29 protein-coding genes are annotated in these 23527 nt (G+C 63.6%); 12 read left to right on the top strand and 17 right to left on the bottom strand.

The genetic code is table 11. The features are described from left to right. Positions 1–8: 8 nt before the first annotated feature. Genes FHS50_RS03620 through FHS50_RS03610 form a run of 3 tightly spaced genes read right to left on the bottom strand, consistent with a single transcriptional unit; the run spans position 9 to position 2910 of the window. Positions 9–1892: a M2 family metallopeptidase gene (locus FHS50_RS03620; RefSeq protein ID WP_407696047.1), complete on the bottom strand. Its 1884-nt coding sequence runs from the start codon at positions 1890–1892 to the stop codon at positions 9–11. A gap of 59 nt (positions 1893–1951) precedes the next feature. Beyond that, positions 1952–2722: an alpha/beta fold hydrolase gene (locus tag FHS50_RS03615; protein ID WP_265568968.1), complete on the bottom strand. Its 771-nt coding sequence runs from the start codon at positions 2720–2722 to the stop codon at positions 1952–1954. Further along, positions 2719–2910, bottom strand: coding sequence for a hypothetical protein (locus FHS50_RS03610; protein WP_183933013.1), 192 nt, complete (start codon positions 2908–2910; stop codon positions 2719–2721). Before FHS50_RS03610 ends, FHS50_RS03615 begins: the two co-directional genes overlap by 4 nt. Before the next feature lie 47 nt (positions 2911–2957). Here FHS50_RS03610 and FHS50_RS03605 point away from each other — a divergent pair, with 47 nt between their 5' ends. After that, on the top strand, positions 2958–3617 hold the full coding sequence (locus FHS50_RS03605) for a Fe2+-dependent dioxygenase (RefSeq protein WP_183933011.1): 660 nt from the start codon (positions 2958–2960) through the stop codon (positions 3615–3617). Here FHS50_RS03605 and FHS50_RS03600 read toward each other — a convergent pair. The 6 genes from FHS50_RS03600 to FHS50_RS03575 all read right to left on the bottom strand — a co-directional run bounded on the left by FHS50_RS03600 (position 3614) and on the right by FHS50_RS03575 (position 8886). Beyond that, positions 3614–3937 (bottom strand): hypothetical protein, encoded by a 324-nt coding sequence (locus FHS50_RS03600; protein WP_183933010.1) that lies wholly within the window; start codon positions 3935–3937, stop codon positions 3614–3616. The genes FHS50_RS03605 and FHS50_RS03600 overlap by 4 nt on opposite strands. Before the next feature lie 2 nt (positions 3938–3939). Then, positions 3940–4965, bottom strand: coding sequence for an aspartate-semialdehyde dehydrogenase (locus tag FHS50_RS03595; RefSeq protein WP_183933008.1), 1026 nt, complete (start codon positions 4963–4965; stop codon positions 3940–3942). A gap of 56 nt (positions 4966–5021) precedes the next feature. Next, positions 5022–7235, bottom strand: coding sequence for a S9 family peptidase (locus FHS50_RS03590; RefSeq protein WP_183933007.1), 2214 nt, complete (start codon positions 7233–7235; stop codon positions 5022–5024). 90 nt (positions 7236–7325) lie between these two features. Then, the gene (rplS, locus tag FHS50_RS03585) at positions 7326–7706 is read right to left on the bottom strand and encodes a 50S ribosomal protein L19 (RefSeq protein WP_183933006.1); all 381 of its coding nucleotides are present in this window, start codon (positions 7704–7706) and stop codon (positions 7326–7328) included. Positions 7707–7709: 3 nt separating this feature from the next. Next, positions 7710–8438: a tRNA (guanosine(37)-N1)-methyltransferase TrmD gene (gene trmD, locus FHS50_RS03580; protein WP_183933005.1), complete on the bottom strand. Its 729-nt coding sequence runs from the start codon at positions 8436–8438 to the stop codon at positions 7710–7712. A 46-nt stretch (positions 8439–8484) separates the two neighbouring features. Next, positions 8485–8886, bottom strand: coding sequence for a DUF5818 domain-containing protein (locus FHS50_RS03575; RefSeq protein WP_183933004.1), 402 nt, complete (start codon positions 8884–8886; stop codon positions 8485–8487). A 99-nt stretch (positions 8887–8985) separates the two neighbouring features. Between FHS50_RS03575 and FHS50_RS03570 the strand changes: the two genes are divergently transcribed. Continuing rightward, a complete protein-coding gene (locus tag FHS50_RS03570; protein ID WP_183933003.1) occupies positions 8986–9909 on the top strand; it encodes an NAD(P)/FAD-dependent oxidoreductase in 924 nt (307 codons plus the stop codon). A gap of 1 nt (position 9910) precedes the next feature. On the opposite strand, the gene rimM is transcribed toward FHS50_RS03570, so the two are convergent. Genes rimM through ffh form a run of 3 tightly spaced genes read right to left on the bottom strand, consistent with a single transcriptional unit; the run spans position 9911 to position 12432 of the window. Then, positions 9911–10417 (bottom strand): ribosome maturation factor RimM, encoded by a 507-nt coding sequence (gene rimM / locus FHS50_RS03565; protein WP_183933002.1) that lies wholly within the window; start codon positions 10415–10417, stop codon positions 9911–9913. Between the two features lie 5 nt (positions 10418–10422). Then, complete coding sequence (gene rpsP, locus FHS50_RS03560) at positions 10423–10947, bottom strand: 30S ribosomal protein S16 (RefSeq protein ID WP_183933001.1); 525 nt, start codon at positions 10945–10947, stop codon at positions 10423–10425. Positions 10948–10974: 27 nt separating this feature from the next. Then, positions 10975–12432: a signal recognition particle protein gene (ffh, locus tag FHS50_RS03555; RefSeq protein ID WP_183933000.1), complete on the bottom strand. Its 1458-nt coding sequence runs from the start codon at positions 12430–12432 to the stop codon at positions 10975–10977. Between the two features lie 206 nt (positions 12433–12638). Between ffh and FHS50_RS03550 the strand changes: the two genes are divergently transcribed. Next, positions 12639–12827: a DUF3008 family protein gene (locus FHS50_RS03550; RefSeq protein WP_183932999.1), complete on the top strand. Its 189-nt coding sequence runs from the start codon at positions 12639–12641 to the stop codon at positions 12825–12827. Between the two features lie 6 nt (positions 12828–12833). Here the strand turns inward: FHS50_RS03550 and FHS50_RS03545 are convergent, their stop codons facing one another. From FHS50_RS03545 to FHS50_RS03535, 3 genes are all read right to left on the bottom strand, one after another. Beyond that, the gene (locus FHS50_RS03545; RefSeq protein ID WP_183932998.1) at positions 12834–13589 is read right to left on the bottom strand and encodes a sulfite exporter TauE/SafE family protein; all 756 of its coding nucleotides are present in this window, start codon (positions 13587–13589) and stop codon (positions 12834–12836) included. 70 nt (positions 13590–13659) lie between these two features. Then, entirely contained in the window at positions 13660–14235 is a 576-nt protein-coding gene (locus FHS50_RS03540; RefSeq protein WP_183932997.1) for a DUF924 family protein, read from the bottom strand. Between the two features lie 106 nt (positions 14236–14341). Next, positions 14342–14827: an MgtC/SapB family protein gene (locus FHS50_RS03535; RefSeq protein ID WP_183932996.1), complete on the bottom strand. Its 486-nt coding sequence runs from the start codon at positions 14825–14827 to the stop codon at positions 14342–14344. Positions 14828–14928: 101 nt separating this feature from the next. On the opposite strand from FHS50_RS03535, the gene dapF reads away from it, so the two are divergent. The 6 genes from dapF to FHS50_RS03505 are packed head-to-tail and all read left to right on the top strand — an operon-like array spanning position 14929 to position 20140. Further along, on the top strand, positions 14929–15729 hold the full coding sequence (gene dapF / locus FHS50_RS03530) for a diaminopimelate epimerase (RefSeq protein WP_183932995.1): 801 nt from the start codon (positions 14929–14931) through the stop codon (positions 15727–15729). Beyond that, positions 15726–16943 (top strand): tRNA (N(6)-L-threonylcarbamoyladenosine(37)-C(2))-methylthiotransferase MtaB, encoded by a 1218-nt coding sequence (gene mtaB / locus FHS50_RS03525; RefSeq protein ID WP_183932994.1) that lies wholly within the window; start codon positions 15726–15728, stop codon positions 16941–16943. Before dapF ends, mtaB begins: the two co-directional genes overlap by 4 nt. After that, positions 16940–17857 carry a signal recognition particle-docking protein FtsY gene (gene ftsY / locus FHS50_RS03520; protein WP_183932993.1) on the top strand — a complete coding sequence of 306 codons (918 nt, stop codon included), beginning with the start codon at positions 16940–16942 and terminating at the stop codon, positions 17855–17857. Before mtaB ends, ftsY begins: the two co-directional genes overlap by 4 nt. Next, positions 17854–18456, top strand: a complete 603-nt coding sequence (locus FHS50_RS03515) for a septation protein A (RefSeq protein WP_183932992.1) — start codon at positions 17854–17856, stop codon at positions 18454–18456. Before ftsY ends, FHS50_RS03515 begins: the two co-directional genes overlap by 4 nt. Beyond that, on the top strand, positions 18453–19382 hold the full coding sequence (locus FHS50_RS03510; RefSeq protein WP_183932990.1) for an ABC transporter ATP-binding protein: 930 nt from the start codon (positions 18453–18455) through the stop codon (positions 19380–19382). Before FHS50_RS03515 ends, FHS50_RS03510 begins: the two co-directional genes overlap by 4 nt. Continuing rightward, the gene (locus tag FHS50_RS03505; RefSeq protein WP_183932989.1) at positions 19379–20140 is read left to right on the top strand and encodes an ABC transporter permease; all 762 of its coding nucleotides are present in this window, start codon (positions 19379–19381) and stop codon (positions 20138–20140) included. Before FHS50_RS03510 ends, FHS50_RS03505 begins: the two co-directional genes overlap by 4 nt. A 54-nt stretch (positions 20141–20194) precedes the next feature. On the opposite strand, the gene FHS50_RS03500 is transcribed toward FHS50_RS03505, so the two are convergent. Together FHS50_RS03500 and pspF are read right to left on the bottom strand one after the other, a co-directional pair. Next, positions 20195–20818: a superoxide dismutase gene (locus tag FHS50_RS03500; protein WP_183932988.1), complete on the bottom strand. Its 624-nt coding sequence runs from the start codon at positions 20816–20818 to the stop codon at positions 20195–20197. A gap of 80 nt (positions 20819–20898) precedes the next feature. Beyond that, positions 20899–21954 (bottom strand): phage shock protein operon transcriptional activator, encoded by a 1056-nt coding sequence (gene pspF, locus FHS50_RS03495; RefSeq protein WP_183932987.1) that lies wholly within the window; start codon positions 21952–21954, stop codon positions 20899–20901. A gap of 154 nt (positions 21955–22108) precedes the next feature. On the opposite strand from pspF, the gene pspA reads away from it, so the two are divergent. Genes pspA through pspC form a run of 3 tightly spaced genes read left to right on the top strand, consistent with a single transcriptional unit; the run spans position 22109 to position 23520 of the window. Further along, positions 22109–22780: a phage shock protein PspA gene (pspA, locus tag FHS50_RS03490; protein ID WP_183932986.1), complete on the top strand. Its 672-nt coding sequence runs from the start codon at positions 22109–22111 to the stop codon at positions 22778–22780. 30 nt (positions 22781–22810) lie between these two features. Continuing rightward, positions 22811–23134 (top strand): envelope stress response membrane protein PspB, encoded by a 324-nt coding sequence (pspB, locus tag FHS50_RS03485; RefSeq protein WP_183932985.1) that lies wholly within the window; start codon positions 22811–22813, stop codon positions 23132–23134. Further along, positions 23134–23520, top strand: coding sequence for an envelope stress response membrane protein PspC (pspC, locus tag FHS50_RS03480; protein ID WP_183932984.1), 387 nt, complete (start codon positions 23134–23136; stop codon positions 23518–23520). The genes pspB and pspC overlap by 1 nt, the downstream gene beginning before the upstream one ends. Positions 23521–23527 lie beyond the last annotated feature (7 nt).

The following is a 23527-nucleotide window of genomic DNA, read 5'->3' as shown; positions in this document are numbered from 1 at the left end:
GAGAAAGCCTAGCTGTTCCAGCCGCAATTCTTGCCCTGGTTCTGTTCCTTGAGCCAGGTATGGAGCGGCGCGAAATATTCGACCATCGGCTTGGCCGTCATCTGGCGCGTGCCGGTGAAGCTCTCGAGCGCGTCGGGCCAGGGCTTGGACGCCCCCATCTCGAGCATCGCGTTCAACCGCTGGCCGACTTCCTTGTTGCCGTAGAAGCTGCAGCGGTGCAGCGGCCCGTCCCAACCGGCCATGTCGCAGGCCGCCTTGTAGAATTGAAACTGGAGGATGCGCGCGAGGAAGTAGCGCGCATAGGGCGTGTTGCCCGGGATATGATATTTGGCACCCGGATCGAAGGCATCGGGACCGCGCGGTACCGGCGGGACGATGCCCTGGTACTGCTGCTTCAGCCCGACCCAGCTGTCATTATATTGCGCGGGCGGGGTCGAACCGTCGAATACCCCCCAACGCCATTTGTCGACCAGCAGGCCGAACGGAAGGAAGGCCACCTTGTCCATCGCCTGCGACAGGAGGAGGCCGATATCCTTGTCGGCGCTCGGCACCTTGTCGGCATCGAGAAGCCCGATCTGCACCAGATATTCGGGCGTCACCGACAGCGCGACGAAATCGCCGATCGCTTCGTGGAAGCCGTCGTTGGCGCCGTTGAGATAGAGATAGGGCTGCTGGTTGTAGGCGCGCTGGTAATAATTGTGGCCCAGTTCGTGATGGATGGTCACGAAATCGGCTTCGTTGCGCTTGATGCACATCTTGATGCGCAGGTCATCGACATTGTCGACATTCCATGCCGAGGCATGGCACACCACTTCGCGGTCCTGCGGCTTGATGAACTGGCTCTTTTCCCAGAAGCTTTCGGGCAGCGGGTCGAGCCCCAGCGAGGTATAGAAACGCTCGCCGATGCGGACCATCTCGACTTCATCGACATCGTTGGCGATGAGGAGGTCGGTAAGGTTATAGCCGAGGTCGCCCGCGCCTTCGGGCGCGACGATGTCATAGATGGCGCCCCATTCCTGCGCCCACATATTGCCCAGGAGATCGGCACGGATCGGCCCGTTGGCGGGCTGCACGTCATCGCCGTAGAACTCGTTGAGTTCGCTGCGCACATAGCAGTGCAGATCGTCGTAGAGCGGCTTGGTCTCGGCCCACAGCCGGTCGTACATCGCCGAGAATTCCTGCGGCGTCATGTCATATTGGCTGCGCCACATGTTGCCGGTGTCGGCATAGCCCAGTTCACGCGCGCCTTCGTTGGCGATCGCGACCATGCGCGCATAATCATCCTTCATCGGCTTGCCGACATTGTCGTGCCAGCTGGTCCACAACTGCTTCAGCTTCGCCGGATCGCGCAGCGTCGCCATCATTTCCTCGGCATCGACGCCCGGCACTTCCTTGCCATCGAGTTCGGCCTTGCCCTTGCCGTACATCGACTGGAGCTTGGTCGCGATTTCATTGAGTTCCTTGGCCGCACCGTCGCGGCTGGGCGCCGCGAGCGTCAGGCTGCCGCGCAGGATGTCGAGCTTGCGCGCGGTATCATAGTCTAGCCCTTCGACTTCGGCATATTTGGCCGCCTTGCTCGCATATTCGACGCCCTTCTCGGTGAAGATGGTGCCGAAATAGGCCGACAGCCGGTCGCTGTCGTCGAGAATATAAGTCGAATTGATCCAGGCAGCGCGCCCGGCAATGTCGCTCAGTTCGAGAAATTCGGCTTCGACTTCCTCGACGAAGGCCTTGGCACCGGCGGGCGTCAGCGGATGCTCGAGATCGGCATCGGCAAGAAGAGGCTCGGGCACCGGCTCGGCGCTCGCCCTGGCGACGGGCGCATCGGATGCGGTGGTGCAGCCGGCCAGCGCCAGCGCGGCAAGCGAGATGGTGGCGGATAGGCGTTTCACTTGTTCACTCTCCTCGACAGATCGGGTCATGCGGGACACTATCCCGCGCACTTCCAAAATCAAGCGGCCGTCAGGAAACGCACGAGCGCCTGCCCGAGGTCCTTGTGCGTCACGCTCGACATATGGGTGCCGGGGATCGGCATATATTCGCCATGGGGCAATGCATCGGCCAGTGCGGGCGCCGAGCCATTATCTTGATCCTCTGTCCCGCAGATGACCGCGGTCGGCATGGTGAAGGCTTCGAGCCACTGGCTTTTCGCATCGGTGAAACTCGGCAGAAGGTGCCGCGCCGCGACGCGGTCGACCCCCATTGTCTTCATGAAACTCACCGCCATGAAATGCGGATCGCCGCGCTTGACCTCGTCGAAATGGTCGATTGCCTCGATGAAGAATTGCTGGCGCCGGTCCCATCCGGTCAGTCCTTCGAGCCCCATGCCCGACAGGATGGCGCGGCGCGGCTCCAATCCCGCGCCCACCGCCTGCACCGTCGTCCGACTGCCCAGCGAAAATCCGCCGAGGTCATATCCGCCCTGCTCCAGCCCGAGCATCTCGACCATTTCGCACAGGTCGCGACCGAGGATGCCGTCGGGATAGGCTTCGGGATCATGCGGCGCATCCGACAGGCCGTGCGCGCGAAGGTCGGGCATCAGCACGCGGAACCCCGCTTCGACCAGCATCGCGGCATGGCCAAATTTGATCCAGTTGGTGAGCCCGTCCGAAAACAGGCCGTGGACGAGAATGACCGGCGAACCATCTTCCTCGCCCATCGCGCGATAGGCGAGCGAAACCCCGTCGCTGGCTTGCCAATAATGGACTTCGACTTCGCTCACTTCTTTCTCCGCAGATAGAAATGCGCCGCGATCATCGCCGCCAGCGTCCCGAAGGCAACTCCCGCGGCGACCCACGCCAGCGGGGCGATGCGCGGCTCGATCGTCACGACGAGAAAGATGAGCGCACCACCGATGGCCCAGCGGATCGCCCAGCGCTTGAGGCGGGCGGCAAGTTCAGGATCGATCATGCGACCCGCCTTGCCTCGCGCGGCGCATCGCGGCAAGGGTTGAAGCCATGTACCGGATCCTTCCCCTGCTCGAACCCGCCGAGATCGACCGCCTACGCGCCATCGCCGCCGATGCGCCCTTCGTCGACGGGCGGATCACCAATCCCGCCAACACCGCCAAGCAGAATCTCCAGCTGCACGACGCGAAGATCTACGAACAATCATCCTCGATCGTCCGCGATGCCATGCTGCGCAGCCCCGAATTCATGGAATTCACCTTTGCGACCGCGCTCGCGCCCCCGCTTCTCACCAAATATGAGAAGGGGATGAAATATGGCACGCATGGCGATGCGGCCTATCTCCAGCTTCCCAAGGGGACCGTGCGCTCGGACCTCAGCTGCACCGTCTTCCTCAACGATCCCGACAGCTATGAAGGCGGCGCGCTACGCGTCTGGCTCGGCGAAGGCTCGATGGACTTCAAGCTGAAGCCCGGCGAAGCGATCATCTATCCCTCGAACGCGCTCCACGAAGTCACCGAGGTCACGAAGGGCGAACGGCTCGTCGCGATCAGCTTCATCCAGAGCCGCGTTTCGGATCCCTTCAAGCGGCACATGCTCTTCGAACTGGGCGAAATCGCCGCCCTCGAAGGCGACAAGATGGACCATGAAAACCACATGAAGCTGCGCTTCGTGCGCGAAAGCCTCTACCGCTACTGGTCGGCACTCTAGTCGCGCAGATCCTCGATCCGGTCGCCCTCGATCACGCGGCTCCCCTCGACATCGATCGGCCCGCGCTGCCCACGCGGAATGCGCTTGCGAACGAAACGGATGAGCATGAGCCGCACCAGGAGCGATACGCCCCCGATCGCCGCCGGCACCCAGAAGATCCACGAATAATCGGACAGCACGATGCCGATGAGAAAGGCGATCGGCAGGATGATCAGCCAGCGCCGCGCCCAGCGCCGCAGGATCTCGAAAGCCAGCAGCCCGCTCGCCGCCCGCGCCCCCGCATAGGGATCGACCGGCGGCTCATATCGCTCGGTGCTCATCTTCAGGCCTTCTGCAGGTGGCGCCGGCCCAGAAGCTCGGCGATCTGCACCGCGTTCAGCGCCGCACCCTTCCTGAGATTGTCCGAAACGCACCACAGCGACAGCCCACTGTCGACCGTCGGGTCCTCGCGCACCCGGCTCACGAAGGTCGCATAGTCGCCGACACATTCGACCGGCGTCACATAACCCCCGTCCTCGCGCTTATCGACCAGCATCACGCCCGGTGCCTCGCGCAGGATCTTCTGCGCTTCCTTGGCCGAGATTTCCTCGGCAAATTCGACATTCACCGCTTCGGAATGGCCAACGAACACCGGCACCCGAACGCAGGTCGCGCTCACCTTGATCTTCGACCCGAGGATCTTCTTGGTCTCCGCGACCATCTTCCATTCCTCTTTGGTCGACCCGTCCTCGAGAAAGTCGTCGATATGGGGAATGACATTGAACGCGATCTGCTTGGTGAACTGTTCGGGCTCGGCCGGATCGCCGACGAAAATGTCGCGGCTCTGCTTGAACAATTCGTCCATTGCCGCCCGCCCCGCGCCCGATACCGACTGGTAGGTCGCCACCACCACCCGCTTGATCGTCGCCGCATCGTGAAGCGGCTTCAACGCCACCACCATCTGCGCGGTCGAGCAATTGGGATTGGCGATGATATTGCGCGCCTTGTAGCCGTCGATCGCCTCGGCATTCACCTCGGGCACGATCAGCGGCACATCGGGGTCCATCCGGAACAGCGACGAATTGTCGATCACCGTGCAGCCCGCCTTGGCAGCCTTCTCGGCATATTTCTTCGACACTTCGGAGCCCGCCGCGAACAAGGCGATGTCCCAGCCTTCAAAATCGAAATGCTCGAGATTGCGGACCTTCACTTCCTTGCCGCTGTCACCAATGTCGATCCGCTCCCCCGCCGAGCGCCCCGACGCCAGCGCCGCGATCTCGTCAAAGGGAAATTCCCGTTCGGCCAGGATGGCGAGGATCTCGCGCCCGACATTGCCCGTCGCGCCGACCACGGCGACCTTGTAACCCATTTCGCTTCCTTCAAATTCTCAGGCTCGCGGGCGACATAAGGCCGCCCCCGCCAAAATCAACGCGCGCCGCCGGGAACCCCGTGGACATGGAGAAAGTCCATGATCGTGTTCCACAGGTGGACCGACACGTTCGGCCCCCGCACGCCATGGGCATGCCCCGGGTAGAACATCATCTGGAACGGAATCCGCGCCTCCTGCAGCTTGGCCGCCATCATCGTCGAATTGTCGAGTACCACATTGTCATCGCTCATCCCGTGAATGAGCAGCAGCGGGTCGTCGATCCGCTCATATCCATCGAAGGTCGACGCCTTGTCATAGGCCGCCTGCACCTTGCGCGGATCGCCCATGTAGCGCTCGGTATAATGGGTGTCGTAAAGCTCCCACTTGGTCACCGGAGCGCCCGCGACCCCCGCGGCATAAAGCCCCGGATCGCGCGCCAGCATCTTGAGCGTCATATAGCCGCCATAGCTCCAACCATAGGTCGCGATCCGCTCGGGATCGACATAGTCGAGCGTCTTGAGCCATTCGGCCCCGACACGCTGGTCATCGACCTCTGGCCCGCCCATCGCGCGATAGATGGCCTTCTCGAAGTCGACCCCGCGACCCGCGGACCCCCGATTGTCGAGCTGGAAGAAGATATAGCCCTGGTCGACGATCCACTGGCGAAGCGCCCCGCCCCAGGACTGGCGGACGGTCTGCGCGTGCGGCCCGCCATAATGCTGAAAGAAGACCGGATAGCGCTTGCCCGGCTCCATGTCGGCCGGAAGGATCATCTCGTAATGCAGCCGCGTCCCGTCCGGCCCCTCGATGGTCCCGAACCGGCTCGGCTCATGGCTGTCGAGATAAGGCGCATAGGGATGGTCGGCATCGAGCGCATTTTCCTCGATCCAGGCAATCCGGTTGCCCGAGGCATCGGCGAGATAGGACTGGCTCGGCCGCTCGCTGCTCGACCGTTCGATGATCGCGCGCTTGCCCTTCTTGTCCATCTTGGCCTTGTGCGTGAAACCTTCCTCGGTCAGCCGCACCGGCTCGGAGCCTTCGCGAACATAATCGAGCGCATAAAGATGCTGCTCGATCACATTGTCGCGATTGGCGGTGAAGAAGAGCCGCCCCGCATCCTCGTCGACACCGTCCAGTTCATCGACGACCCAAGGCCCTTGGGTCAGCTGCCGCCAGCGCCCGTCGGGGCTGCGCAGGTAAAGATGCCCGAAACCGTCGCGCTCGGACCACCAGACGAGCGACCCGTCTTTGAGGAATTTATAGGCGTCCGAAAGGTTGATCCAATGCCCCTCGGCGGCCCGTTCGCTGAACAGGAGTTCGCTTTTCCCCGTCGCCGGATCGACCGCAAGAAGGTCGAGCCGCGTCTGCGCCCGGTCCTGCCGCTGGACATAAAGCGTCTTGCCGTCGGGCGCCCAGTCGACCCGCGCGAGATAAATGTCCTTTTCCTCGCCCAGGTCGACCTTCACCCGGTTGCCGCCATCGGCATCGATGATGAAAAGGCCGGTAAGAACATTGTCGGTTCCCGCGGCGGGATAGCGCTGGTCATAGGTCGAGGTGCCCTCGGCCCCGATCGAGGTGCGGGTGACGATTTTCACCGGCGCCTCGTCGAACCGCTGCACCGCGATCCGCCGGTCATCGGGGCTCCACCAATAGCCGGTGGTGCGGCTCATTTCTTCCTGCGCGACGAATTCGGCTTCGCCCCAATGCACCGTCTCGTCGATCTCGAGCGGCGTCACCGCCTCGACTTCGCCGCCCACCGGCCCGACAAAGAGCCGCCGGTCGCGAACGAAGGAAAGATAGCGCCCCTCAGGGCTGATCGCGGGATTAAGTTCGCCTTCCTCGGTGTCGGTCAGGCGAGTGATCGTCCCGTCGGTCCCGGCCAGGTAGAGATCGCCGTCGAGCGGAACGAGGATGCGACCGTCGCGCGTCCACTGATAGGCGACGATGCCCTTGAGGCCGCCGATGCGCGCGCGCTCGCGCTGCATCTTCTCGGCTTCGGACAGCTCGGCGCCTGTTCCCACCTTCTCGCTGTCGACCAGCATCCGCCACTCGCCGCCATCGGCATCCATCGCCCACAGGTCATAGCGCTGCCGGTCCTCGGGACGCGGCAACAACAGGGTGAGCAGCGAACCGTCGGGCGCCAGTTCGGGGCTGCGCGGGCTCGGCCCGTCGAGATCGGGGCTGGCGAAGACCCGCTCGAGGGTCAGTTCCTCGGCGCTGGCAGGGCTCGTCATGGCAAGCGTGAAGGCGAATAGGGTGGCAAGACGCATGCATCCTCCGGAAATAAGAAAAAGGGGCGCCCGGCACTGATGCCGGACGCCCCCATGTCGATCAAGCCGGTCGCTGGCCTGACTTCAAGGTCACTCGCCCTTGGCGGGGCGGTTGTCCTTGCGCTCGGCGATACGAGCGGCCTTACCGGTGCGACCACGCAGATAATAAAGCTTGGCGCGACGCACGGCGCCCTTGCGCACGACCGTGATGCTGTCGATGTTCGGCGAATAGAGCGGGAACACGCGTTCCACGCCTTCACCGAAGGAAATCTTGCGAACCGTGAAATTGCTGTTCACGCCACGGTTCGAACGGGCGATGCACACGCCTTCGAAATTCTGGACACGGGTCCGTTCGCCTTCGGTCACGCGCACACCGATGCGCAGCGTGTCACCCGGGCGGAATTCGGGAATCTTCTTGTCCTTGGTAAGCTCGGCAATCTGTTCCTGCTCGAGCGTCTGGATCAGGTTCATGACCTAACTCTCTTCTTTTCGCCGCGCGCCAGAGGGCGACTGGTCCCGAGCGTCCCCATGACGCTCCATCAGGTCCGGCCGCCGTAGCCTTGTATCCTCGATTGCCCTTGCCTTGCGCCAAGCGGCAATCTTCGCATGATCCCCAGATCGCAGCACTTCGGGGATCGTGCGCCCTTCCCATTCATAAGGTCGGGTATAGTGCGGATATTCCAGGAGACCTTGCTCGAAGCTCTCCTCCTCTCCGCTGGAGGCCGCGCCCATTACCCCGGGCAGCAGCCGAATGCAAGCATCGAGAAGCACCATCGCCCCCAGTTCGCCGCCCGACAGCACATAATCGCCGATCGACACCGGCTCGACATCGCGTGCCTCGAAAATGCGCTCGTCGAAACCCTCGAAGCGCCCGCACAGCACGATCGCCCCCTCGCCCGCCGACAGGTCGCGCACCCGCGCCTGGTCGAGCGGCTTGCCCCTCGGGCTCATTGCCAGCATCGGCCGCCCGTCGGCGACGCTGTCCAATGCAGCGGCCAGAACGTCACAGCGCAGCACCATACCCGCTCCGCCCCCGGCGGGCGTGTCATCGACGGTGCGGTGCTTGTCGGCGGCAAAGTCGCGGATGTTGGTGACATCGAGCGACCATTTGCCGTCCTCCAGTGCCCGCCCCGCGAGCGACGCGCCCAACGGCCCCGGAAACATGTCGGGATAGAGCGTCAATATGGATGCACGAAAGGTCATGCGCGGCGCATAGCGCAAGCCTTGCCCTCGTGCGACCCCGTAAGCCCTATGGTTCGAGAACGACGATCCGGTCGGGAATGATCGTGCCTTCGCCTTCCATGCAGAAAGAGGCATCGGCCATTTCGCCGACCACTTCGAGCCGGGTGCCCGGCGCATAATCGCCGCCGCTTCCCAGCGACAGGGCGAAACGCCGCCCGTCCTCGGTTTCGAGTACCGGACATTCGGTTCCCTGCCGCACGGTGCCGCGCACGGTGAAGCTGGCGGGCTCGCCCGCGGGCCGCGTTCCCGTCGTATTGTCGGGAACGGGCATCCCCTTGCTGTCGCTCACCACCTCGCCCTCGCCGCTGGCGACCTCGCTCGGCGGCGCTTCGCCATTTTCGGTGCCTTCGCTCGGTGCGCATCCCGCGACCAGTCCCGTGGCGAGCAATAAGAGAATTTCCCTTCGCATCCTGAACCTCCATCCTGCCGACAGCTTTCAACGAGCGCGCCTGCCCCGCCGTTCCCTCGCCCGGCGGAACAGAAGCGCCGGGCGCGGCATTGGCTGGAAATGGACAAGACCCTCGATTGCCTCGTGGTGGGCGCCGGTCCCGCTGGACTGACCGCGGCCATCTACCTCGCGCGCTATTATCTCGACACGGTAATCGTCGACGGAGGCGACAGCCGCGCCGCCTGGATCCCGCGCAGCCACAACCATGCGGGCTTTCCCGACGGCATCAACGGCAAGGAATTGCTTGACCGGATGAAGGAGCAAGCGGTCCGCTACGGCGCCGAGATCAAGGACGGGCAAGTCACCCGGCTCGATCTGGACGAGGACGGCATCTTCACCGCCGAATGGGGATCGGGTCCAGTGCGCGCGCGCACCGTATTGCTTGCCACCGGCGTCACCAACCGCCGCCCGCCGATGCTCGAACGCGAAGTCCATGACGAAGCTATGGCACGCGGCCTCATTCGCTACTGCCCGATCTGCGACGGCTATGAAGTCACCGACAAGCCAGTGGGCGTGATCGGCACCGGCCATCATGGCGCCGCTGAGGCCAATTTCATTCGCGGCTACACCGATGACATCATCCTCATCGCCCCCGGCGGCCCGCACGAACTCGACGCAAAGGACCGCAGGATGCTCGACGAGGCGGGCATCCGCACCGTCGACGGGCCAGTCGAGGCAATCGACCCCGCCAAGGAAAAGATCTGCGTGACGACTGCCGATGACCGGACGATGGCCTTCACCAGCATCTACCCCGCGCTCGGCTCGGACACCCATGTCCAGCTGGCCGAGATGGTCGGGGCAAAGCTGAAGGGCGATGGCTGTCTATGGGTCGACGATCACCAGCGCTGTAGCGTCGAGGGCCTCTATGCTGCGGGCGACGTGGTGATCGGTCTCGACCAGATTTCCAATGCCATGGGCCAGGGCGGGGTGGCCTCGACCACGATCCGCAACGATCTGGCGAAGGAGCGCCCGCTCCGCCGCTAGTTCATTCCTCGGCAAAATCCCTGGTCACGACGAGACGTTCCTCGTCCCATTCGGGCACCGCTTGGGGGATCAGCGGCACCATGAAGCTCTTGCCGCTCGGGCGCTCGATCTCGACCACGTCGCTCGCCCCGAAATTGTCCACGCTCCGGACCGTGCCGATCGCCTCGCCATCCTCGTCGACGACCGCCAACCCGATGAGGTCGGAGAAATAATATTCGCCTTCCTCGAGCGGCGGCAGCTCGTCGCGGTCGATCTCGATCAATTGGCCGCGAAGCGCCTCGGCGGCATCGCGGCTTTCGACGCCCTCGAAGCGCGCGATCACGGCCTTGCCGCCCGCGCGCACCGAGAGAGGCTTGCGCTCGACTCCGCCAACAAAAAGCGAGGCCGCTTTCTTTAAGCTGTCCACCCCTTCGGCAAACAGCTTCAAGCGGACCTCGCCCTTGATACCATGCGCTCCGGCGACCGCGGCCAGCGCGACGCGCCCCGCCGATGCCGCCGGTGACGTCATGGCTGTTATTCGGCCTTCTCGGCGTCTTCCGACGCTTCCTCGGCCTTGGCTTCGTCAGCCGGAGCTTCTTCAGCCTTGGCTCCTTCAGCCGGAGCTTCGTCAGCCTTGGCTTCTTCCGCCGGTGCTTCCTCGGTAGCTTCTTCCTTGGGCGCTTCGGCTTCGGCCTTCGCCGCTTCTTCGGCTTCCTTGGCGTCGGCTTCCTTCTGGGCCTTCTCTTCGAGACGCTCCTTGGCCTTCTCGCCCGGCTCGGCCTTCTGCGGATTGTTGCGCGCCGGACGCTCCATGATGCCCGCGGCATCGAGGAAGCGAAGCACGCGGTCCGACGGCTGCGCGCCGACCGACAGCCAGTGACGGATGCGGTCCTGGTCGAGCTTCACGCGCTCGGGATCGTCCTTGGCGAGCAGCGGGTTGTAGCTGCCGACGCGCTCGATGAAACGACCATCGCGCGAACGACGGCTGTCGGCCACGACGATGCGGTAATAAGGCCGCTTCTTGGCGCCACCACGGGCGAGACGAATTGCAACTGCCATTTTCTTCTTCCTTCTAAAAAATCAGGTCTATTTCTTTGAAAACTTGTCAAAACCGGGCGGCAAGCCACCAGGCGCCCCGGGACCGCCAAGCCCCGGAAGCCCGCCAGGCAGCGCACCGCCGAGATCGGGCATCCCATCCCCGCCGGGCAGCCCCTTGCCCCCACCGAACATCGCCGCGAGTTTCCCGAAGCCGCCCATCTTCTTGAGCTTCTTCATCGCGCTTTCCATCTGCTGGTGCATCTTCAACAGCTTGTTCACGTCCTGCACGGTCGTGCCCGAGCCCTTGGCGATCCGGATCTTGCGCTTGGCGTTGATGATCTTGGGCTTGGCCCGCTCGCCCGGCGTCATCGAGCTCATCATCGCCTCGAGCCGCGTCAGCGCCTTCTCGTCGACATCGCCCGCCGCCTTCATGCCTTTCATCCCGGGCATCATCTTGGCGAGCGCCCCGACGCCACCCATCGCCTGCATCTGCTTGATCTGGAGAGCGAGGTCGTCGAGATCGAACTTCCCCTTCTCCATCTTCTTCGCAAGACGCTCGGCATCCTCCATCTTGACCGTCTCGGCGGCCTTCTCGACGAGGCTGACGACATCGCCCATGCCGAGGATGCGCCCGGCGACGCGGTCGGGATGGAACGGCTCGATCGCATCGAGCCCCTCGCCCGTCCCGGCGAACTTGATCGGCTTGCCCGTCACCTTGCGCATCGACAGCGCCGCGCCGCCGCGCGCATCGCCGTCCATGCGGGTGAGGATGACGCCGCTCAATTCGACTTCGGCGCCAAAGCCCTTGGCGACATTGACCGCGTCCTGGCCCGTCAGACTGTCGACAACGAGCAAGGTCTCGGCCGGCTTGGAGGCCGCCGCGATGGCGTTCATCTCGTCCATCAGCTGCTGATCGACATGGAGACGACCCGCCGTGTCGAGCATCAGGACGTCGTAGCCCTGCAGCCGCGCGCTCTCGAGCGCCCGCTTGGCGATATCGGTCGGCGACTGGCCCGCCACGATCGGCAGCGTGTCCACCCCGGCCTGCCGCCCGAGCACCGCGAGCTGCTCCTGCGCGGCCGGACGCGCCACGTCGAGCGAGGCCATCATGACCTTCTTGCGGTCCTTCTCCTTGAGCCGCTTGGCGAGCTTCGCCGTGGTGGTCGTCTTGCCCGAGCCCTGCAGACCGACCATCATCACGACGGCGGGCGGGCTGGTGTTGAGGTCGAGTTCGGCATTGGTCGAACCCAAAAGCTCGACCAGCGCATCGTTGACGATCTTGACGACCATCTGCCCCGGCGTGACCGAGCGGACGACTTCCTCGCCCACCGCGCGCTCGGTGACTTCCTCGACGAATTCGCGGGCGACGGGGAGAGCGACATCGGCCTCGAGCAGTGCCACGCGCACTTCGCGCATGGCGGCGCGCACTTCGGTTTCCGACAAGGCGCCGCGTCCGCGGAGCTTGTCGAACACACCGGAAAGGCGGTCGCTCAGGCTGTCAAACATTCACTTCTCCCTATCGATCGAGGCCGTAACGCAAGAAACGCCGGCGGACGAAACCTCGTCGGCCAGCGTGCGCCATAAGCGCTGCGGTTCTCGATCTGTCGTACAATCGACGAGCGCGCCTCTAGGTGAGACCGGCCGCCACGTCAAGCGGATCGCGCTCCCCGCCTCCCGCGTTGACCCATCGAAACCACCAGGGAGGAAATATCATGCCCGCCAAGTCCGCAGCCCAGCAGAAAGCCGCCGGCGCCGCATTGTCAGCCAAGCGCGGCGAGACCAAGGTCTCCGAACTGAAAGGCGCCTCGAAGGAAATGTATGACAGCATGACCGAGAAGGAGCTGGAGGAATTCGCCTCGACCGACCGCTCGGACCTGCCCGAACATGTCGACGAGGACTGAGCTTCTTTAGCGCAGCGCCATCACCACCCCATAGACGCTGGTAAGCGTCAGGACGACACCGACTACCATCAAAAGCGTCTTGGCGCTCACTCGCTTGGCAAGCATCGCCCCGAAGGGCGCGGCGATCATCCCGCCGATGAGAAGCCCCACCGTCGCGGTGGTGAAGGCTGCCCAGCCCAGCGCCGCGATGAAAGTCGCCGAGACCGCGACGGTCAGGAAGAATTCGGCGGCGTTGACCGATCCGATCACATGGCGGGGGCTCGCGCCCTGGACGAGGAGATTGCTCGTCACCACCGGCCCCCAGCCCCCGCCGCCCGCAGCATCGAGGAAACCGCCGACCAACCCCAGCGGCTCGACCACCTTGGGACTCTTCTCGCTCGGCGGATAGCGGAAACCCCGCCACAACAAGGTGACCCCGATCAGCGACAGGTAGGTGAGCACGAAAGGCCGAGCGATGCTCGCATCGACCTGCGTCAACAGATAGGCACCCAGCACCCCGCCGATCACCCCGGGGATCATCAGCCGCAGGAACAGCTTCCAGCGCACGCTGCGATGCCACACATGGCTCGCCGCCGAGGCGCCCGTGGTAAAGGTTTCGACGACATGCACTCCCGCCGACGCTGCGGCAGGCGGCATCCCGATGCTGATGAGCAGCGTGTTCGAGATCACCCCGAATGCCATCCCCAGCGACCCGTCGACGACCTGCGCGGCAAAACCGATGGCGATGAAAGGCAGCAATGCCTCGATCAGGGGTTCGATCACCGGAGCGCCTCGGAAAAATCAGGACTGGCGGCAGCACAACCGCCCGCGCGTCGCCCCGTTCCCGCCGCGCTCAGAAAGCCGCTCCCCCTTCGAGCGCGATCCGCTCCTCGGCGGTGCTCGTCCGGCCCAGCGCTTCGTTCCGCCCGGGGAAACGTCCGAAATCGGCGATCTGCTGGTAATGGAGATGCGCGAACTTGTCGCGACCCTCCTCGCTCATCGCATCGAACAGCCGGACACTCTCTTCCTGGTCGTCCAGATCCTCCGAATGCATCAGCGGCATGTAGAGAAAGCGGCGTTGCTCCTTGCTCATCCGCTGGTCCCACCCCTTGGCGATTGCCCGCCGCGTCAAGCGGCGCGCCAGCCCATCGGCCTCGAACGCCTTGGCCGACCCGCGATGGATATTGCGCGAGAACTGGTCGAGCAGGATGACCGCGGCAAGGATCCGTCTCGGCCCCTCGCGCCACACCCGTCCTTCCTCGTCGATCACCCGCTGGCGAAGCGCGCCCCATTTCTCCTTGATCTCGGCATCGCGTGCGGGATCCTTGGTGAACCAGCCCTCGGGTCCTACTTCGTCGAACCAATAGTCGATCACGTCCTGCGCCTTCTGGCGCAATTCCGTGTCGATCGGCGCAAAGGCATTGCTCATCCGCGCCGTTCCCCGTCCTGCATGAAAACTGCATCCCCCGATTGGTTCGTCACTTGCTCACCATCGTCCAATTCTCCGGCGGGGGCAATCGGCGAGCGCGACGAAATCACTCCTCGCGCGGTTCCTTCTCCAGCCTGTGGCCGCGCCGCACCATCTTCTCGGCAATCCCCAGCAAGGTGATCATCACCACGCTGATCACCGTGCCGATCAGGACCAGCGGCCATTGCCCCGCGCCGCAGGCGATCCCGATCACCGCGGTCAGCCACAGATGCGCGGCGGTGGTGAGATTATGTACCCGCCCCTTGGAAAAGATGATGAGACCCGCCCCGATGATCCCGATGAAGGCGCCCGCCGCCTCGAACAGGCGCAGGGGGTCCATCCGCGCGGGCCCCAACTGGAGATAGATGGCCATCACCGAAATCGTCATCGCCGCCGCCGACACGCAGACGATGCCATGCGTTCGCATCCCGGCCGCATGACCGCGCAATTCCCGGTCGAACCCAAGGAGCAGGCCGATCAGCGCGGCCAGGCCGACGCGGAGCAGCAGGTCGGCATCGAGTCCGTCGATCGCGATAGCGGGATTGAGTTCCATGCGCATCCCAACGCACTGCGCTGCGATTGTTTCAACGAACCGACCCCGGAAAAAGCGCCGCCATTGCCCTGAAGGCCGGGCATCACTAAGTCGCTCACTCCATGAAGCTTCGCTTTCACAAGATGCACGGTCTGGGCAATGACTTCATTGTCATCGACGCGCGCCGGCAGCCGGTCGATCTCGGCGGGGCGCAGGTGCGCGCGCTGTGCGACCGGCGCGAAGGCGTGGGCTGCGACCAGCTCATCCTGATCGAACCGGGCGAGAAGGCTGAGGTGCGGATGCGCATCTGGAATCCCGACGGAAAGCCCGCCAGCGCCTGCGGCAACGCCGCACGCTGCGTGGTGTCGCTCACCGGCGCCCCGACGATCGAGACCGAGGGCGGCTTGCTCACCGGCGTAACCGTCGACGACATGGTCAGTATCGAACTGCCCCCGCCGCGCTTTGCGCATGACCAGATCCCGATTGCCGATCCGGTCGACACCCGTCCCCTGCCGATGGCCTGGGACCAGCTTTCGGCCCCCGATGCGGTCAATGTCGGCAATCCCCACCTCGTTTTCTTCGTCGATGACCTCGATGCCGTCCCGCTTGGCGACCTCGGCCCGCGCATCGAGACCGATCCCGCCTTCCCCGACCGGATCAACGTCAATGTCGCCGAGGTGAACGATGGAAAGGTGCGGCTGCGCACCTGGGAACGGGGCGCGGGGCTTACCCGTGCCTGCGGAACCGGCGCCTGCGCCACCGCGGTCGCCGCAATCGGTCGAAAGCTCGCCATCTCGCCGGTCGAGGTGGAAATGGACGGCGGCACGCTCGAAATCAGCTGGGCGCCGGGCCAGAACATTCTGATGCGCGGCCCTGCCACCCATGTCTTCACCGGCGACATTGACATGGACGCGCTGGCATGAGCGTCGAGACCATCACCCTCGGCTGCCGGCTCAACTATGCCGAAAGCGAGACGATGAAGCGCGCGCTCGATGCCAAGGGCGAACAGGATCTCGTCATCGTCAACAGCTGCGCGGTCACCGCCGAGGCGGTGCGCCACACGCGCCAGGCGGTCCGCCGCGCTCGCCGCGACCATCCCGATGCCCGGCTTCTCGTCACCGGTTGCGCGGCGCAGATCGAACCTGAGACCTTCCGCGCCATGCCCGAGGTCGATGCATTGCTCGGCAATGCCGACAAGCTGCACCCCGCCAAAATCGCCAATGCCGTCAAGGACTTGCCCTCTGACGTCATGACGGCAAAGGCCGATCCGGTCGCTGCGGGCTTCCAGGGCAAGGTGCGCAGCTTCGTGTCGGTGCAGAATGGCTGCGACCATCGCTGCACTTTCTGCACCATCCCCTATGGCCGGGGGAACAGCCGTTCGCTTCCCTATGACGAGGTGCGCCGCGCCGTCGCCGCCGAACTCGATCGCGGGGTGGCCGAAATCGTCATCACCGGCGTCGATATCACCAGCTATGACGATAATGGCGCGACCCTTGGCGCCATGCTCCAGAGGCTGCTCGCCGACGAACCGCGCCTCAAGCGCCTGCGCCTCTCCAGCATCGACAGTATCGAGATCGACGGCCCGCTCTACGAACTGCTCGCGGGAGACGAGCGCCTCCTGCCCCATTTCCATCTGTCGCTGCAGGCAGGCGACGACATGATCCTGAAGCGCATGAAGCGCCGCCACAGCCGCGCGCAGGCCGTCGCGATCGTCGACAAGATCAAGGCCGCACGCCCCGAGACCACGATTGGCGCCGACCTCATCGCGGGCTTTCCCACCGAAACTGAGGAAATGGCGCTTAACACGCTCAAATTGCTCGACGATTGCGACATCGTCGCCGCGCATATCTTCCCCTTCAGCCCGCGCGAAAAGACCCCCGCCGCGCGCATGCCCCAGCTCGACCGCCAATTGATCAAGCGCCGTGCCGCCCGGCTGCGCCGCCGCGCCGCCGAACGGCGCCGCGCCTGGCTCGATGCGCAGGTCGGCACCGTCCAGCCAGCGCTCATCGAAAATCACGGCAAGGGCCATACCGACGCCTTCGCGCCGATCATGGTTGAAGGTGCCGCTCGCGGCGCTTACGGCAAGGTGCGCATCACCGGCGCAACCGACAGCTTTCTGACAGGGACATTCGAATGAGTTGGCTTGACCGCCTCACCGGCGGCTTTCGCAAGACCGCGGACCGCATCGGGGAAAATATCTCCGGCCTGACCTCGAAAACCGCGCTCGATACCACGACCCTCGACGATATCGAGGAAGCGCTGATCGCTTCCGATCTCGGCCCCGAGGCCTCGAAGCGCATCCGCGACGCGATCGCCGCGCGCCGCTTCGAACAGCTCGATGAACGCGGGCTGCGTACGATCCTCGCAGAAGAGATCGAAAAGATTTTAACGCCGGTCGCCAAGCCGCTCGATATCCACGGATTTCCCCGCCCCCACGTCATTCTCGTGATCGGCGTCAATGGCTCTGGCAAGACCACCACGATCGGCAAGATCGGCCATCATCTGATGGAACAGGATTATGGCGTCCTCCTCGCCGCGGGCGACACCTTTCGCGCCGCCGCGATCGAACAGCTGAAGATCTGGGGCGAACGCATCCACGCGCCGGTGATCGCGGGCAAGGAAGGCGGCGATCCCGCATCGATCGTCTTTGACGGCGTCAAGCAGGCCACCGAGACCGGCATCGACGTGCTCATCGTCGACACCGCGGGCCGCTTGCAGAACAAGCAGCACCTCATGGACGAATTGTCCAAGGTTCGCAGGGTGTTGGGCAAATTGAACGAAGCCGCTCCCCATGACGTCATCCTCGTCCTCGACGCCACCACCGGCCAGAACGCCTTGAACCAGATCGAGGTCTTCCAGGAAACCGCCGGAGTGACCGGCCTCGTCATGACCAAGCTCGACGGCACCGCCCGCGGCGGCGTGCTCGTCGCCGCCGCCGAAAAATTCGGTCTTCCCATTCACGCCATCGGCGTCGGCGAAGGCGTCGACGATCTTCGCCCCTTCGACCCCCGCGCCGTCGCCCGCGCCATCGCAGGACTTCCTCCCCAATGAACGACATCAATCCCGGCCCCGCGATCGAGGCGGAGAAGAAAAAGCTGTCGGCGGGCAAGCAGTTGCTGCTCGATCTCGGCCCGCTCCTGCTTTTCTTCCTCGCCAACTGGCGGTTCGACATCTTTACCGCCACCGCGGTCTTCATGGTCGCGATCCTCACCGCGATGATCATCAGCTATGTCGCGGTCCGTCACGTGTCGGGCCTGCAGCTTTTCTCGGCGGTATTGGTACTGGTTATGGGCGGTCTGACGATCTGGCTGCAGAGCGAGACCTTCATCAAGATCAAGCCGACACTCTTCTACGGGTCGGCGGGCAGCCTGTTGCTGTTCGGCGTCCTGACCGGGCGGCCGCTTCTCAAATCGATCTTGGGATCGGCCTATCCCGGCCTTTCGACCGAGGGATGGATGAAACTCTCGCGCAACTGGGCCTATTTCTTCATCGCCATGGCGGGTCTGAATGAGATCGTCTGGCGCACCACGTCGACCGATTTCTGGATCAGCTTCAAGATCTGGGCGATGCTTCCCCTCACCTTCATTTTCGCCGCCGCCAACATGCCGATGCTGATGCGCCACGGGCTGAAGATCGAGGAGAAGGAGTGAACGTCCTCGAGATCGAGAACCTTCGCAAGGTCTATGCGGGCGGTTTCGAAGCCCTCAAGGGCATCGACCTCACTATCCGGAAGGGCGAGATTTTCGCGCTCCTGGGCCCCAACGGAGCGGGCAAGACCAGCCTCATCTCGATCGTTTGCGGGATCGTCACCAAGAGTGGCGGAACGGTCCGCGTCCACGGCCATGACATCGAAAGCGATTATCGCGCCGCGCGCGAACATGTCGGTCTCGTTCCGCAAGAGCTGACCACCGACGCCTTCGAGACCGTGTGGGACACGGTGCGCTTCACCCGCGGCCTGTTCGGCAAGCCCGGCGATGATGCCTATCTCGAAGACCTGCTCAAGCGGCTGACGCTGTGGGACAAGCGCAAGAGCCGCATGATGGAATTGTCGGGCGGAATGAAGCGCCGGGTGATGATCGCCAAGGCACTGTCGCACGAGCCCGACATCCTTTTCCTCGACGAACCCACTGCCGGCGTCGATGTCGAATTGCGCCGCGACATGTGGGAGCTGGTGCGTAGCCTGCGATCGGGCGGAACCACCATCATCCTCACCACCCATTATATCGACGAGGCCGAGGAAATGGCCGATCGCGTAGGCGTGATCCGCAAGGGCGAGATCGTCGCCCTTGGCGAGAAGGATGAGCTGATGCGCCGAATGGGTCGCAAGACGCTCAAGATTTTCCTCGAAACGCCGCTCAACGCGATTCCGCCTTCGCTGTCGGACTGGGATGTCCATCTCGACGATGACGGATCGACACTTTGCTATGATTTCGATGGGCATGCCGAAGAAAGCGGTATTCCTCGGCTGATGCGGCGGCTCGATGAAAGCGACATCGCCTGGAAGGACCTGACTACCCGCCAGTCGAGCCTCGAGGATATATTCGTGACGCTTGTCAATGAGGAGAAGCAGGCATGAACCTGCGCGGCGTCGCAGCGATCTATCGGTTCGAGATGGCGCGCTGGCGCCGCACGCTCTGGCAAAGCCTCGTGGCGCCGGTAATCACCACCGCGCTCTATTTCCTGGTGTTCGGATCGGCAATCGGCAGCCGCATGAGCGACATGGCGGGGATCGACTATGGCAGCTTCATCGTGCCGGGCCTCATCCTGCTGTCGGTGCTGACCCAGTCCATCTCCAATGCCAGCTTCGGCATCTATTTCCCCAAGTTCACGGGCACCATTTACGAAATCCTCTCGGCCCCGCTCTCGCCGTTCGAGACGGTCAGCGCCTATGTAGGCGCAGCCGCGACCAAGTCTGTAATCCTCGCGCTCGTCACCTTGCTGACGGCGACGCTGTTCGTCGATGTCGAGGTGCAGCATCCTGCGCTGATGCTGCTGTTCCTCGTCCTGATCGCGCTCGGGTTCTGCCTGCTCGGCTTCTTCATCGGGCTGTTGGCCAACAATTTCGAGCAACTGCAGTTCGTCCCCCTTCTCGTGGTCACTCCGCTCACGTTCCTCGGCGGGGTTTTCTATTCGGTGAGCGCGCTCGCCGAGCCCTGGCGCACGGTCACGCTCGTCAACCCGATCATCTATCTTGTCTCGGGCTATCGCTGGACCTTTTACGGGGTCGCGGACGTGCCGTTGGGCGCAAGCATCCTCGGCATGATGCTGACGATCCTCGTCCCGCTCGCAGCGATCACCTGGATCTTCCGGACGGGCTACAAGCTCAAAAACTAAGGGCGGCGACCACCGGTCACCGCCCCTTGGAAATCGACAGATGGCGAAGCTCGATCAGCCCATCTGGTCGGCGCGCTGCACGCCTTGGCCGTCAAGGTTTTCGCTGATGAAATCCCAGTTGACGATATTGTTGAGCACGCTCTTCAGATAGTCGGGCCGCGCATTGCGATAGTCGATGTAATAGGCATGCTCCCAGACATCGACGGTGAACAGCGGGGTCATGCCATGGGCAACCGGGCTGTCGGCATCATGGAGTGACGTCACTTCGAGCTTGCCATTGTTGAGGATGAGCCAGCCCCAGCCCGACGCGAAATGGTTGGCGCTTTCATTCTGCAGCGCTTCCAGCATCTTGTCGGTCGAACCGAAGTCGCTGTCGATCATCGATTGGAGTTTTTCCGAAGGTTTGGTCGAGCCTTCGGGCGCAAGGCCCAGCCAGAAGAAACTGTGGTTCCAGATCTGGGCGCTGTTGTTGAACAGACCCTTTTCGCCCTTTTCCTTGGCGGTCTTGATCACCGTGCTGAGGCTGGCGCCTTCGAGCCCATGATCGCCGAGCATGCCGTTGGTCTTGTCGACATAGGCCTTGTGATGCTTGCCATGATGGTAATCGAGCGTTTCCGCCGACATGTGATCGCCCAGCGCGTCTTTGGCAAAAGGCAGGTCGGGAAGGATGAAGGCCATGGGATGCTCCTGTTGCTAGATGTTCGTGTCGCCAACGCGCCTAAGCCATCCATGTTGCACGTCAAGGGCAGGCGAGCGCTTCAGGCTGCGTCGGCGTTGAGCTTGAGCCGTTTCATCGCATGGCGAAGCTGGTCGTAGCTCAGCCCCAGGGCCTCCGCGGTCGCCCGCTGGTTGAAGCGATGCTTTTCGAGCGCAGTGCCGATGAGGATCTTTTCATATTCGGCGACGCTGGCCTTGAAGTCTTCGGTTTCGACCTCGATGCGGGCGGCGTCCTCCCCTTCGTTCGCGGCCGCGCCCGGGCGCGCAGGTTCGCGCATTTCGCCGTCGTCGGCCGCTTCCAGCTCGGAAGAGGACAAGGGTGTCCAAGGCGAACGGAAGGGATTGAACTGGATTTCCTCCACGGGCCGTTCGGGGTCTTCGGCGCGATAGACCGCCCGTTCCACGACATTGCGTAATTCGCGCACATTGCCGGGCCAGGGATAGGTCTCGAGCCGTTCGGCGGCCTTGGGCGAAAAGCCCGGCCAGTTGGGCCAGTCGAGCTCGACCGCCATGCGCCGCCCGAAATGTTCGGCGAGAAGGAGAATGTCGCCTTCGCGGGCGCGCAGCGGTGGCAGGGTCACCACCTCGAAGGACAGGCGGTCGAGAAGATCAGCGCGGAACTGGCCACGCTCGACCAGGTCGGGAAGATGTTCGTTGGTGGCGGCGACGATACGCACATCGACGGAAATGGGCTTCGAGGCACCGATCCGCGTGATCTCGCCATATTCGACGGCGCGGAGCAGCCGGTCCTGCGCCGCCGACGAAAGCGTCGCCAATTCGTCGAGGAAGAGCGTGCCGCCGTCGGCTTCCTCGAAACGGCCCTGGCGGGTTTTGGCAGCGCCGGTGAAGCTGCCGGCTTCATGCCCGAAGAGTTCGGCCTCGATGAGATTTTCCGGAAGCGCGGCGCAGTTCATCGTCACCAGCGGACCCGACCAGCGCGTCGAGAGGTGATGCAGGCGTTCGGCGATGAGTTCCTTGCCGGTACCGCGCTCACCGATTACGAGAACGGGACGGTTGAGCGGCGCGGCACGGCTCGCGCGTTCGACGGCGTCGAGAAAGGCGAGGCTTTGCCCGACGAATTGATTGGTCCGTTCCATGCCCAATCATTGGTGGGAAATCCCACCAGTTGGCAAGAATTTTCGCGCCGCCGTTGGTCGAAAAATTGGCGCTTTTCCGCAAAACTGCGCTATCCCATGTTCTGGCATGGTTCTGGCATAAATAAATGCGAACGATCGTGATATGGAGTGATCTATGGCTATCTTTTCCCGTGTCAGGGATATCTTTGCAGCCAACATGACGGAAATCCTGGACCGTGCCGAGGATCCGGCGCGCATGATCCGGATGATCATTCTCGAAATGGAAGAAACGCTCGTCGAGGTTCGCGCCAGCGCCGCTCGCTCGATTGCCGACGGCAAGGAAATGCGCCGCGCCTATGCACGGCTCGAGGAAATGCAGGAAAGCTGGACCGAGAAGGCCGAGCTTGCGCTGTCGAAGGACCGCGAGGATCTCGCCAAGCAGGCGCTGGTCGAGCGGCAGAAGGCCGCCGAAATGGCCGAGGGCCTCAAGCAGGAAATCGAGGCGATCGACGAGACGCTCAAGACCTACGAAGCCGACATCGCCAAGCTGCAGGCCAAGCTGCGCGAAGCGCGCGCTCGCCAGAATGCCATCGCCACGCGCCTCGAAAGCGCGGTGACGCGCGCCAAGGCGCGCGAGCTTCTGAATGGCGGGCGGACCGAGGACGCTTTCTCGCGCTTCGACATGCTCGAGAAGCGTGCCGATCTTGCCGAGGGCCATGCCGACGCGCTCGGCATGACCGGCCCCAAGAGCCTCGAAGAAGAAATTGCGGGCCTGCGCGCCTCCGACAAGGTCGATGCCGAACTCGAAGCGATGAAAGCCGCGCTCAAAGCCAAGAACAAGTCGTAACTGCCCGTCGGGCAAAAGGGGAATTGAAATATGGACGAGTTGATTCCGGTGATCGCCATCGTGTCGATTTTCATCGGCCTGCCGTGGTTGATCTTCCACTACATCACGCGGTGGAAGAGCCAGGCGACACTGACCGTGCCCGACGAGAAGCTGCTCGAGGAACTGCATGACGCGGCGCGGCGCCTCGACGAACGCATCTGCACGATCGAGCGGATCATGAATGCCGAGGATCCCAACTGGCGGCAGAAATGCCTGACGGTCGACCGCAACCGCGACCAGGGCCTCATTGGCCGGGCCGACGAACTGCTTGCCGAACATGAGGCCCTGATGGGCCGCGAGAAGGAGCGCCGCTGATGCCCCAGCCCCCGAGCCGCACCAAATTCTACAAGGACAAGCGCAACGGCAAGGTGATGGGCGTGTGTGCCGGGATCGCCGATTACACGGGCTTCGACGTCACGCTCGTCCGGATCATGTTCCTGATGACCGTCTTTATGTCGGGCGGTTCGACCGTGCCGCTATACTTCATCGCCGGCTGGATCGCCGACAATCGCCCCGAAGGCATCAGCAGCAGCGACGAGGAAGAGCGCCGTTTCTGGCAGGGGGTCCGCGCCAGCCCGCGCAAGTCGGCGCGCCAGATCCACTCGCAATTCCGCGACATCGACCGCCGCCTCGCCGATATCGAGAGTTTCGTGACCAGCGAGAACCGCGTGCTGGCCCAACAGATCGACGATCTTCGCTAGGAGGGCG

Source organism: Sphingomicrobium lutaoense, from assembly GCF_014195685.1.
GTDB lineage: Bacteria > Pseudomonadota > Alphaproteobacteria > Sphingomonadales > Sphingomonadaceae > Sphingomicrobium > Sphingomicrobium lutaoense.
The sequence above is the reverse complement of the archived record's forward strand: the minus strand, read 5'-3'. Positions and strand labels throughout refer to the sequence as shown.

Coding starts and splice junctions, on each gene's coding strand:
- trmD (WP_183933005.1), bottom strand. CDS start 8,438: ATGACCTTTCGTGCATCCATATTGACGCTCTATCCCGACATGTTTCCG.
- dapF (WP_183932995.1), top strand. CDS start 14,929: ATGAAGCTTCGCTTTCACAAGATGCACGGTCTGGGCAATGACTTCATT.
- pspF (WP_183932987.1), bottom strand. CDS start 21,954: ATGGAACGGACCAATCAATTCGTCGGGCAAAGCCTCGCCTTTCTCGAC.
- FHS50_RS03610 (WP_183933013.1), bottom strand. CDS start 2,910: ATGATCGATCCTGAACTTGCCGCCCGCCTCAAGCGCTGGGCGATCCGC.
- mtaB (WP_183932994.1), top strand. CDS start 15,726: ATGAGCGTCGAGACCATCACCCTCGGCTGCCGGCTCAACTATGCCGAA.
- FHS50_RS03570 (WP_183933003.1), top strand. CDS start 8,986: ATGGACAAGACCCTCGATTGCCTCGTGGTGGGCGCCGGTCCCGCTGGA.
- FHS50_RS03590 (WP_183933007.1), bottom strand. CDS start 7,235: ATGCGTCTTGCCACCCTATTCGCCTTCACGCTTGCCATGACGAGCCCT.
- FHS50_RS03505 (WP_183932989.1), top strand. CDS start 19,379: ATGAACCTGCGCGGCGTCGCAGCGATCTATCGGTTCGAGATGGCGCGC.
- FHS50_RS03515 (WP_183932992.1), top strand. CDS start 17,854: ATGAACGACATCAATCCCGGCCCCGCGATCGAGGCGGAGAAGAAAAAG.
- FHS50_RS03550 (WP_183932999.1), top strand. CDS start 12,639: ATGCCCGCCAAGTCCGCAGCCCAGCAGAAAGCCGCCGGCGCCGCATTG.
- FHS50_RS03540 (WP_183932997.1), bottom strand. CDS start 14,235: ATGAGCAATGCCTTTGCGCCGATCGACACGGAATTGCGCCAGAAGGCG.
- rimM (WP_183933002.1), bottom strand. CDS start 10,417: ATGACGTCACCGGCGGCATCGGCGGGGCGCGTCGCGCTGGCCGCGGTC.
- FHS50_RS03595 (WP_183933008.1), bottom strand. CDS start 4,965: ATGGGTTACAAGGTCGCCGTGGTCGGCGCGACGGGCAATGTCGGGCGC.
- FHS50_RS03600 (WP_183933010.1), bottom strand. CDS start 3,937: ATGAGCACCGAGCGATATGAGCCGCCGGTCGATCCCTATGCGGGGGCG.
- FHS50_RS03575 (WP_183933004.1), bottom strand. CDS start 8,886: ATGCGAAGGGAAATTCTCTTATTGCTCGCCACGGGACTGGTCGCGGGA.
- pspC (WP_183932984.1), top strand. CDS start 23,134: ATGCCCCAGCCCCCGAGCCGCACCAAATTCTACAAGGACAAGCGCAAC.
- FHS50_RS03605 (WP_183933011.1), top strand. CDS start 2,958: ATGTACCGGATCCTTCCCCTGCTCGAACCCGCCGAGATCGACCGCCTA.
- ftsY (WP_183932993.1), top strand. CDS start 16,940: ATGAGTTGGCTTGACCGCCTCACCGGCGGCTTTCGCAAGACCGCGGAC.
- ffh (WP_183933000.1), bottom strand. CDS start 12,432: ATGTTTGACAGCCTGAGCGACCGCCTTTCCGGTGTGTTCGACAAGCTC.
- rpsP (WP_183933001.1), bottom strand. CDS start 10,947: ATGGCAGTTGCAATTCGTCTCGCCCGTGGTGGCGCCAAGAAGCGGCCT.
- pspA (WP_183932986.1), top strand. CDS start 22,109: ATGGCTATCTTTTCCCGTGTCAGGGATATCTTTGCAGCCAACATGACG.
- FHS50_RS03535 (WP_183932996.1), bottom strand. CDS start 14,827: ATGGAACTCAATCCCGCTATCGCGATCGACGGACTCGATGCCGACCTG.
- FHS50_RS03500 (WP_183932988.1), bottom strand. CDS start 20,818: ATGGCCTTCATCCTTCCCGACCTGCCTTTTGCCAAAGACGCGCTGGGC.
- rplS (WP_183933006.1), bottom strand. CDS start 7,706: ATGAACCTGATCCAGACGCTCGAGCAGGAACAGATTGCCGAGCTTACC.
- pspB (WP_183932985.1), top strand. CDS start 22,811: ATGGACGAGTTGATTCCGGTGATCGCCATCGTGTCGATTTTCATCGGC.